Source organism: Chitinophaga sp., from assembly GCF_036566945.1.
In the GTDB taxonomy this organism is placed as follows: Bacteria; Bacteroidota; Bacteroidia; order Chitinophagales; family Chitinophagaceae; genus Chitinophaga.
This window is the reverse complement of the sequence record NZ_DATCVJ010000146.1, coordinates 1-9754: the sequence shown is the minus strand read 5'-3', so window position 1 is coordinate 9754 and position 9754 is coordinate 1. Positions and strand designations below refer to the sequence as shown.

General features: G+C 45.9%; 9 protein-coding genes. 6 read left to right on the top strand and 3 right to left on the bottom strand.

The window, feature by feature from the left end; all coding sequences use genetic code 11:
- Positions 1–17: 17 nt before the first annotated feature.
- A complete protein-coding gene (locus VIP81_RS04220) occupies positions 18–1382 on the bottom strand; it encodes an alpha-L-fucosidase (RefSeq protein WP_331957227.1) in 1365 nt (454 codons plus the stop codon).
- Between the two features lie 266 nt (positions 1383–1648).
- The gene (locus VIP81_RS04215; protein ID WP_331957226.1) at positions 1649–3163 is read right to left on the bottom strand and encodes a malate:quinone oxidoreductase; all 1515 of its coding nucleotides are present in this window, start codon (positions 3161–3163) and stop codon (positions 1649–1651) included.
- 209 nt (positions 3164–3372) lie between these two features.
- On the opposite strand from VIP81_RS04215, the gene VIP81_RS04210 reads away from it, so the two are divergent.
- Complete coding sequence (locus VIP81_RS04210) at positions 3373–4200, top strand: metallophosphoesterase (RefSeq protein ID WP_331957225.1); 828 nt, start codon at positions 3373–3375, stop codon at positions 4198–4200.
- Between the two features lie 39 nt (positions 4201–4239).
- Positions 4240–4878: an SMI1/KNR4 family protein gene (locus VIP81_RS04205; protein WP_331957224.1), complete on the top strand. Its 639-nt coding sequence runs from the start codon at positions 4240–4242 to the stop codon at positions 4876–4878.
- Positions 4879–4986: 108 nt separating this feature from the next.
- Here VIP81_RS04205 and VIP81_RS04200 read toward each other — a convergent pair whose 3' ends face one another.
- Positions 4987–5382: an SRPBCC domain-containing protein gene (locus VIP81_RS04200; protein WP_331957223.1), complete on the bottom strand. Its 396-nt coding sequence runs from the start codon at positions 5380–5382 to the stop codon at positions 4987–4989.
- Positions 5383–5440: 58 nt separating this feature from the next.
- On the opposite strand from VIP81_RS04200, the gene VIP81_RS04195 reads away from it, so the two are divergent.
- From VIP81_RS04195 to VIP81_RS04180, 4 genes are all read left to right on the top strand, one after another.
- A complete protein-coding gene (locus tag VIP81_RS04195) occupies positions 5441–5809 on the top strand; it encodes a hypothetical protein (protein ID WP_331957222.1) in 369 nt (122 codons plus the stop codon).
- Between the two features lie 166 nt (positions 5810–5975).
- Complete coding sequence (locus VIP81_RS04190) at positions 5976–8363, top strand: ABC transporter permease (protein ID WP_331957221.1); 2388 nt, start codon at positions 5976–5978, stop codon at positions 8361–8363.
- Between the two features lie 69 nt (positions 8364–8432).
- On the top strand, positions 8433–8861 hold the full coding sequence (locus VIP81_RS04185; RefSeq protein WP_331957220.1) for a DoxX family membrane protein: 429 nt from the start codon (positions 8433–8435) through the stop codon (positions 8859–8861).
- 58 nt (positions 8862–8919) lie between these two features.
- On the top strand, positions 8920–9754 hold an 835-nt coding region (locus VIP81_RS04180), incomplete at its 3' end, for a glycoside hydrolase family 9 protein (RefSeq protein WP_331957219.1).

Sequence of the window (9754 nt, the reverse complement as noted above, 5' to 3'; positions counted from 1 at the left end):
CCCCTCCGCTATATTCGCTAAAGATTAACAGCAATCACTGTATCAATGGTATCTGCGGCAACAGCCGGCACCTGGATTACCAATTCCTCCCCACTGGTAGTAGTAGTAAGTTTTTTCCCATTAGCCAGCAATTTTGCACTGCTAACTTTTCCTTTTATACCAGGTACATGCAATTGACCATTTGAGGGCCAGTTGAATACATGCAGGTATAGCGTGGTGTGGTTGCCATTTTTCTTTTGGGTGCAACGGCCCCAGTCTAAAGCTGGAAGCGGGCTGCCTTGGGTGGCATAAATCGCTTCTCCGTTTACTTTCATCCACTGGCCTATGCCTTTCAGGGCAGTAAGACTGCCTTCAGGGAATTGGCCGCTGGCATCGGGGCCTACGTTCAGCAGATAGTTGCCATTTTTAGAGGCGATGTCTGCCAGATTACGTATAAGCGTTTCCGTAGTTTTCCATTTCTGATCATAGCTTTTATATCCCCAGGTGCCATTCATGGTCATGCAGGTTTCCCAGTCACGTCCGTCGAGTTCTGATTGGTTGGGGATTTTTTGTTCTGGTGTTTTATAGTCGCCCGCGAAGTTGGGGCGTTTCAGCCGATCGTTGGTGATGATATTGGGTTGCAGTGCCAATGCGGCTTGCAGCTTTTGCGCATACTCATCGGTCATATTAGTAGGAGTATCCCACCATAATACGGCTACTTCGCCGTAGTTGGTCAGCAGTTCTTTTACCTGTGGTACAGCTACTTTATCGATATAATCGGACATGGTGGCACTGGTTTGCAGTGGGTCCCAGTGGCCGCTATGGGCTTGTGTGTAGGCATCTATTTGTGCGGAATCCGGGTTAGGCCAGCCTTCTGTAGCCACTTTGCGGGCAGCGGCGCCGCCGGGGTTGTTCCAGTCCTGCGCCTGCGAATAGTAGAAGCCCAGTTTGATACCATATTTTTTACAGGCGGCTGCCAGTGGGGTCAGCACATCTTTGCCGTATGGAGTGGCATCGACGATGTTCCATTTGCTGGCGTTGGATTTAAACATGGCAAATCCATCGTGGTGCTTGGCGGTGATGACAATGTATTTCATGCCGGCGTCTTTGGCCGTTTTCACCCAGGCGTCTGCATCGTATTTAACGGGGTTGAATTGTTTGGCAAACTGCTGGTATTCCAGCACGGGTATTTTGGCGCGGTTCATAATCCATTCACCACCACGGCCTACCTGCTGCCCTTTGTAGTTGCCGGCCAGCTGGGCATAGTCGCCCCAGTGAATAAACATGCCGAAACGGGCGTCGCGCCACCATTGCATGTGCTGGTCATGTGTCTGCGTAGTTTGTGCGAACAGGATGGATGCCTGTATCAGCAGCGCCACCAGGAATAAGATCCCTTTTTTCATAAACATATTGTGGATGTTGTATTTATGCAATCGTTTGCATAAAACGGGTAAAAAATAAGCGCAGGGCGCTCTTATCTTTCTAATTACCTACTAATGTCTATAAAAAAAACGGATCGGAATGAACCGATTTTACCAGAAGCTAATGCTTTTTTATAAGCGGAAAGGAGAAAGCAGAAAGCAAAAAGCTATAAAAGCGAATGACCAGAGCGGAATTAAATCCTTTGCTCTGGTCATTCGCTTTTATAGCTTTTTGCTTTCTGCTTTCCTCAAACCATTTCTACTTCACGCAGTTCCAGCATCTGGGTAGTCCATACACGGAGTTCATCTACCAGTGCAGGATTGTTGAGCAGGGACTGTCCGTAGGAAGGAATCATTTTTTTCAGTTTGATCTGCCATGCTTCTGTTTCCACTTCTTCTTTGAAGCAGCGTTTCAGTAGGTTGAGCATAATAGAAACAGCAGTAGATGCACCCGGAGAAGCGCCCAGCAGTGCGGCAATGGAGCCATCGGCAGCACTCACTACTTCTGTACCGAATTCCAGGATGCCACCATGTTCAGGATCTTTTTTGATCACCTGTACACGTTGTCCGGCAATTTCCAGTTCCCAGTCTTCCATCTTCGCTTCAGGGAAATACTCGCGCAGGGCCTCCAGCCTGTCTTCCGGCTTCTGTCTTACCTGTGCAATCAGGTATTTGGTCAGCGGAATATTATCCAGACCAGCAGACACCATCGGGCGGATGTTGTTGGCTTTGATAGATAAAGGCAGGTCCATGAAAGAACCGTTTTTCAGGAACTTCGTGGAAAAACCGGCATAAGGTCCGAACAGCAAGGCTTTTTCGCCGTCGATCATGCGGGTATCCAGGTGAGGCACCGACATAGGAGGCGCGCCTACAGAGGCTTTGCCATATACTTTTGCACGGTGTTGCTCAATGATTTCCGGATTGTTGCAACGCAACCATTGTCCGCTTACCGGGAAACCGCCAAAACCTTTTCCTTCCGGAATGTCTGACTTTTCCAGCAATGGCAGAGAACCGCCACCAGCACCAATAAATACGAATTTTGTTTTGATCGTTTGTTTTTCGCGGGTTTCGCGGTTTTTCACCTTGATCACCCAGCTGCCATCTTCTTCTTTTTTGAAATCACGTACATCATGATTGAAGTGGATGGATACGCCGTCCAGTTTTTCAAGGTAGTTAAACAGGGCACGGCTCAAAGCGCCAAAGTTCACGTCTGTCCCCATTTTCATGTGGGTTGCAGCTACTTTTTGCGCGGCATCACGACCCTTCATGACCAATGGCATCCAGCTCTTCAGCTTTTCGGGATCTTCCGAATATTCCATGGATTTGAAAAGATGACACTGCTGCAGGGCTTTGTATCTTTTTTTGAGATAATCCACATTCTCTTCTCCCCAAACAAAACTCATGTGGGGAACACTTTGTATGAAGTTGTGTGGATTGGAAATAATGTTATTTTCTACCAGGTAGGACCAGAATTGACGAGACACTTCAAATTGCTCCGCAATGTTCACCGCTTTTTTAATATCTACTGATCCATCCTGTTTTTGTGGTGTGTAGTTCAACTCGCAAAATGCAGAGTGACCGGTGCCGGCATTGTTCCATGCATCGGAACTCTCTGCTGCGGCCACATCCAGTCGTTCAAAAATTTCGATGGTTAACTCAGGTTCCAGCTCTTTCAGGAGCATTCCCAATGTGGCACTCATGATTCCTGCGCCAATTAAAACCACATCCGGACCTGTTCCAGCTGTACGCTTGCTTCTAAACATAACCCCATTTTTATTCGAGGTGCAAAGTTACAATCAAAACAATTATGCAGGGAGATTAAATTGGTCGTTTACCACACTTTAACAATACTATTACAATTCTTTCTGAACGGATTGAAAGTTTTGAATGCATGAAGCACATATATTTTATATTTTGGTTAAGCATCCCGCACAGTAAATAATTGACCACCAGGAAATATTATTTTTATTTTATGATGAACAGACGTGCATTTTTTAAAGGAGTATCCGCTGCCGTAGTGATATCTGCCTGCGGCAAAATAGTTTCCGCCGTTACTCCCCGGCATTTCGACAGCAAAACTATCTTCCGCTTCGCAGTAGCGTCCGATTGGCACTTCGGAGAGCCTAAAACGCCTTCAGAGCAATATTTCCAGGACCTGCAAAGCGCTTTTAGTAAGTACCAGCAACAGTATCCCTGCGAATTTTTTGTACTCAACGGCGATGTAATCCACAACGATCCGGCGCTACTGTTGCCTGCGGCCACCAAATTGAAGCAATTGCATCCGCAACTATTTGTTACACATGGTAATCATGACATGGTAACGGCCGCCGCCTGGGAACAAGCCTGGGGATATCCCCTCAATCACGACATCGTAATGGGAAACCAGGTTATTTTGCTGGGAAACACCGCCGATGACAAAGGGAAGTACCTATGCCCCGATGTGGACTGGTTTGCCCGCAAATTAGACCAACACAAAAAAGCCACCGATATATTCATCTTCTTACATATTACCCCGGTAAAATGGACCGATAACGGGCTGGATTGCGCCGAATTCCAGGCCCTTATTAAAAAATACCCAAATATCAGGGCCATCTTCAACGGACATGACCATGACCAGGACAGCGTGAAAATGCTGGACGATTGTAAAATACCTTTCCTCTTCGACGGTCATATTGGCGGTAGCTGGGGCGTAGGCTATCATGGCTTCCGCGTAGTGGAATTAAAAGAAGACGGCAGCCTCCTGTCGTTCATCATGAACCCGCTTACCCGGCAGAACGAACGCGTATTTCCGAAAGTTTAGCTATTTTGCCGGTACATTCGGGATGCTAAAAGAAAAACTATGCTGGAGGAACTAGAAAAAGACTACGGATTTACCTATCCTGCGCTTTATAAACAACTATATAAAGATGGTATGCTGGACTGGGGCGAGTTTGGTGAAGACTGGCTGGATAAGGTATACCCTGCCATTAAAACAGCACCGCCTTTACTGCTCTATGCCAACGATCTGGAAATAATGGCACTGACAACAGTAGATGAAGAAATGGATGAAGGACTGCTGTTTGCCGATCCGGTTCATCAGTTTGTTCCCTTTGCCATGAGCGGTTCCGGCGACTGGTTTGCTTTTTACTTTAATTTACAGAACGGCGAAGATGTACCCGTGGTACAGGTATTCCATGATGTGAATGAAGCCTGTATCCTGGCTAAAAACCTGCAGGACTTTATCTTCCTTCAGATGCTGGAAGCCATCACTGACCTGGATCCTAAAAATCCATCTCTGGTAGTACACGGAAATATGAAAGAGAATTTAGCGAATTTTCTGCGTACGCATGAGCCGTATCTGACACCTCATCAGGCTAAGATCATTGAGGCAGTGTATGATTTCGGCAGACTGACCAATATCGCCTTACATGAAATAGTGGAGAAAGAAATGAGTTTCGAGTGGCTGGATAGCAGCTTTCCTTACCAGGTGAAAGGATAGCTTAAAGCAGAAGGCAAAAAGCTGAAAGCTATTGAGGCGAAGGATGAAAGCGAATGTTTTCCGCTTTAATCCTTCGCCTCAATAGCTTTTTGCTTTCCCCTTTATGCTTTAAGCTTTGTAAAAATCTATCAGTGATCCAAAATACTGTTCATTCCATCCGGAAGTAATATCGTCATACGCTTCGTCCGGAATATTGGTATGCTTTAATTCCACATCAGTGCCTTTGGGCGAAGGATGCAGCTTGATCGTAACAATAGAAGGATTTTCTGCTTCCTCCTCTTCATCTTCTCCAAAATACCACTGCTGCACAATTTTCTTGTCCTGTTCAAATTCCAGGTTCTTACCTACAATACTTGCTTCCCATAAAGCAAACTCAGAACCGGGTTCTGTAGACATTTCTGCTACTTCACCTGTCCACAGCTGAATGGTAGCGGGATTAGTGAGGGCGGCGTATACTTCTTCCGGCGGTGCCGCCAGTATAAAATGCTTTTTATAATCTTTCATGGTTTCAAAGCTACGGAATTGGTGAATTTTTCATTAATTTTCTATGAAAATAGCGCGTATGCAATTTACCAAATTGATCCCAAATATCTTTTATTCGGACATAAATGTGGGTCTGCAGCTGTTTGTTGATACACTTGGTTTTGCAGTTGCTTACAGAGATGATAACGCAGAACAGCCTTTCATCATCATCAAAAGAGATACCCTGGTAATCCACCTGGTAGAAAGCCATGAATGGGCTATAAAAGACCGGCCACAAATACGGTTGGAAACAGACGATATTGAAACGGCTTATGCACAGGCAAAAGCAGCGCATCCGGAACTGTTACACCCTAATTTACCGGATGTACGTTTGCAACCCTGGGGCGCTATGGAGTTTGCTTTGAGAGATAGTGAAGAGGTATGTGTGATTGTGCAGCAACCTGCGTAAGACTGCACTCATATTAAGCGATTGACTTGTCCGTTTCCGGTCGGGCGTTGTTCGCTTATGAACAACCGGCAACCGTGTACATCCCGCAACTCCTTGTCAGACAAGCCATGCAACTATGGCAATCTTCTTGTGTCTTTAGAGTGTCCAATCTCTAAATCCAGTTGCCATGGTGAAGAACTACCTAAAAATTGCTATCAGGAATCTGTTTAAAAATAAGGGGATCTCATTTATCAACATCTTCGGCTTATCTGCCGGCATGGCCGTTACGATGCTGATAGGGCTGTGGATTTGGAATGAGTTGTCTTACGATAAATATCATGCAAATTACGACCGCATTGCCCAGGTATGGCAGCGGGAAACTGCTGGTGAGCAATCGGGGGCCTATAACGCCATGCCTATTCCCCTGGCAGCAGAATTGAGATCCAGCTATCCCAACGATTTTAAGCAGGTGGTATTGGCTTCCAATGGCACACATACCGTGGCTTTTGGGGATAAGAAGTTTACCAGTATGGGCGCTTTTATGGAAAGCGGTGGCCCTGCTTTATTTTCTTTGAAAATATTAAAAGGTAATGGGGAAACAGCGTTGAAAGAACCTGCCAGTGTGTTACTATCCGCGACTTTCGCCAAATCGCTTTTTGGAGATAAAGATCCGATGGACCAGCTGATTAAACTTGATAATAATAGTCAGCTGAACGTGAAAGTAACGGGTGTATACGACGATTTGCCGGACAACACCACGTTCGCTGGTACGAATTATATCATGCCCTGGGAACTTTTTGTTACGAAATGGGACTGGGTAAGGAATTCAAAAGATAACTGGACCTTTAACTCGATGGCGGTGTTTGTGCAGCTGGCAGATCATGCGGATATAGATAAAGTTTCTCAGAAAATAAAAAATATAAAAACGTTACATGCAAAGCCGGAACCGGGTTTTAAGGTAGATCTTTTCCTGCATCCTATGCGTAAATGGCATCTCTATTCCGCTTTTGAAAATGGGGTGAATACCGGTGGACAGATTCGCTATGTAAGACTGTTTGGCATTATTGGCATATTTGTGCTGCTGCTGGCCTGTATTAATTTTATGAACCTGAGCACCGCCCGCTCAGAGAAGAGAGCCAAGGAAGTCGGCATCCGCAAAGCCGTAGGGTCTATGCGCGGACAACTGATCTGGCAGTTTTTAAGTGAATCCGTATTGGTGGCTGGCTTTTCTTTTATATTATCGTTGTTGGTGGTGTTATTGGTGCTGCCCTGGTTTAACCAGGTGGCGGATAAACACCTTGGTATCCTGTGGAGTAGTCCTGTTTTTTGGTTGTGTGGCATTGGTTTTAGTCTGTTTACTGGTTTGTTGGCAGGTAGCTACCCTGCACTTTATTTATCTTCTTTTCAGCCATTAAAAGTGCTGAAAGGCACTTTCAGGGCGGGCCGTTTTGCTGCCGTTCCCCGCAAAACGTTGATCGTTGTACAATTTACGGTATCTATTATTTTGATTATCGGCACCATTGTGATTTATCGGCAAATACAATTTGCGAAAGATCTTCCGGTGGGATATACGCGAGATGGTTTGCTTTCTATCAGAATGACAACGCCTGAAATTTATAGTAACTACGAAGTGATCCGCAGTGAATTACGGAATAGTGGAGCGGTGACAGAGGTGTCGGAGTCACAGGGACCAATAACAGATATCTGGACCAGCAGCGGTGGTTTTGAATGGAAGGGACGTAAGCCCGATCAGCAGCAGGGATTTTCTGTTATTGGGGCAAAATTCGGTTATGGTAAAGTGGTGGATTGGCGTTTTATAGCGGGTCGTGATTTTTCGATGCAGTTTGCAACAGATTCTATGGGGCTGATCCTGAATGAAGCCGCGGCGAAGTACATGGGACTGGAGCACCCGGTAGGTGAAATTATCCGGAAAGACAGCATGCAATATCATGTGTTAGGAGTCGTGAAAAATATGATCATGGCATCGCCATATGAGCCGGTGCGTCCTGCTATTTATTATTTGTTGAAAGAAGGAGGAAACTTTATTAATCTCCGTGTGAATCCGGAGGTCAGTACTACTAAGGCATTGGCGTCCATTGAGCAGGTGATGAAAAAATATAATCCTGCTGCTCCTTTTGAATATCAGTTTGCCGATCTGGAATATGCTAAAAAATTCAGTGAAGAAGAACGTATCGGGCAATTGTCTACCTTCTTTGCGGTGTTGGCGATCATGATCAGTTGCCTGGGATTATTCGGGCTGGCTACTTTTTTAGCAGAACAACGTACCAAAGAAATAGGTATCCGCAAAGTGATGGGGGCATCTGTATTTCAATTATGGCAGATGTTATCGAAAGACTTTGTCATCCTGGTAAGTATCTCCTGTTGCCTGGCTATTCCGGTGGCCTGGTATTGTTTGCATCAATGGTTGATGCAATATTATTATCACACCACGATTGTATGGGAAATTTTTGCGGTAACCGGCGCCGGTGCTTTGCTGATTGCGCTGGCCACAGTGAGCTATCAGGCAGCTAAAGCTGCTATGGCTAATCCGGTGAAAAGTTTACGGGCAGAATAAAGTAACTGGACTACTCACTATCCGCTATCTGGACTACCAGCGGCGGTGAATAGCGGGTACCTTTGTAACATGAAAAAGTACCAGGATCTGGCCGTGTTGTTACTACGGGTAGCAATGGCCATTAATTTTTTGTCGGCGGTAGCCATCCGCCTTGGTTTTTGGGGCCCTGAAAATGGTAACTGGCCGGATTTTGTAGCCTATACCGCCAAAGTAAATTCCTTCGCACCGGCTGCCATCATTCCGTTGCTGGCAGTAGTAGCGACCACACTTGAAATTCTTTTTGCGCTCTTATTACTCATTGGGTATAAAATTCGTTGGGTTGCACTGGGATCAGCACTGCTTACATTGTTATTCGCTTTGGCCATGACGTATTCTTTGGGTCCATTATCTGCACTGTCGTATTCTGTATGGGTAGACTGTACCGCTGCTTTATTGTTGGCCACCATGCCGGTTTGTCGCTGGAGTCTGGACGGGCGCAACACGAAAACGATTAAGTAAACTATTTCTTCCGGCTCTCCGGTAAAAAAAGTATTTTTAGCATGTAACCGGATCTTACATGATGAAAAATACTTCCCTGTTTGTATTACATCTGTTTTGTTTATTGTTGCTGGCATCTTCCGGCCAGGCACAGTCACCAACGGCCTGGGTACGCATCAATCAGCTGGGTTATCTTCCTGAAGGAATTAAAGTAGCCGTATGGGGTAGTAAGGAAAGTGAGCAGCCGCATAGCTTTCAGCTGGTAGCAGCCGCCACGCAAAAGGTAGTGTATACTGGTAATACCGGTACTGCCTTTGGTGCTTATGGTCCTTTTCGCCAAACCTGCCGGCTGGATTTTACCACTTTTAAAGATGTAGGAGAATATTACCTGAAGGCGGGTGCAGCCGTATCCCCTGTTTTTCGTATAGACGATAACGTTTACGCAGGTACGCCGGATTTTTTACTCCGGTATATGCGGCAGCAAAGGAGTGGATTTAATCCTTTTCTGAAAGACTCCTGTCATACCCATGACGGCTATACGATGTATGGACCTATGCCGGATAGCACACACATCGACGTGGCTGGCGGCTGGCACGATGCCAGCGATTACCTGCAATATGTCACTACTTCTGCTAATGCTACCTTTCATTTACTGGCGGCATATCGTGATTTTCCGGGTGTGTTTGGTGATCAGTATGCGGCCAATGGCTTGCCTGGCGCCAATCATGTGAAAGACGTGCTGGACGAAGCGCGGTGGGGATTGGACTGGCTCTTGAAAATGCATCCGGCTGATCAGGAAATGTTTAACCAGGTAGCCGACGACCGTGATCATCATGGAATGCGCTTACCCGGAGAAGATAATTTTTACGGAAAAGGCTTTGAACGTCCTGTATATTTTTGCAGCGGGCAACCAC

What these genes read in the sequence shown, in the direction of transcription:
- VIP81_RS04220 (WP_331957227.1), bottom strand. Translation starts at nt 1,382, where the DNA reads ATGAAAAAAGGGATCTTATTCCTGGTGGCGCTGCTGATACAGGCATCC.
- VIP81_RS04215 (WP_331957226.1), bottom strand. Translation starts at nt 3,163, where the DNA reads ATGTTTAGAAGCAAGCGTACAGCTGGAACAGGTCCGGATGTGGTTTTA.
- VIP81_RS04210 (WP_331957225.1), top strand. Translation starts at nt 3,373, where the DNA reads ATGATGAACAGACGTGCATTTTTTAAAGGAGTATCCGCTGCCGTAGTG.
- VIP81_RS04205 (WP_331957224.1), top strand. Translation starts at nt 4,240, where the DNA reads ATGCTGGAGGAACTAGAAAAAGACTACGGATTTACCTATCCTGCGCTT.
- VIP81_RS04200 (WP_331957223.1), bottom strand. Translation starts at nt 5,382, where the DNA reads ATGAAAGATTATAAAAAGCATTTTATACTGGCGGCACCGCCGGAAGAA.
- VIP81_RS04195 (WP_331957222.1), top strand. Translation starts at nt 5,441, where the DNA reads ATGCAATTTACCAAATTGATCCCAAATATCTTTTATTCGGACATAAAT.
- VIP81_RS04190 (WP_331957221.1), top strand. Translation starts at nt 5,976, where the DNA reads ATGGTGAAGAACTACCTAAAAATTGCTATCAGGAATCTGTTTAAAAAT.
- VIP81_RS04185 (WP_331957220.1), top strand. Translation starts at nt 8,433, where the DNA reads ATGAAAAAGTACCAGGATCTGGCCGTGTTGTTACTACGGGTAGCAATG.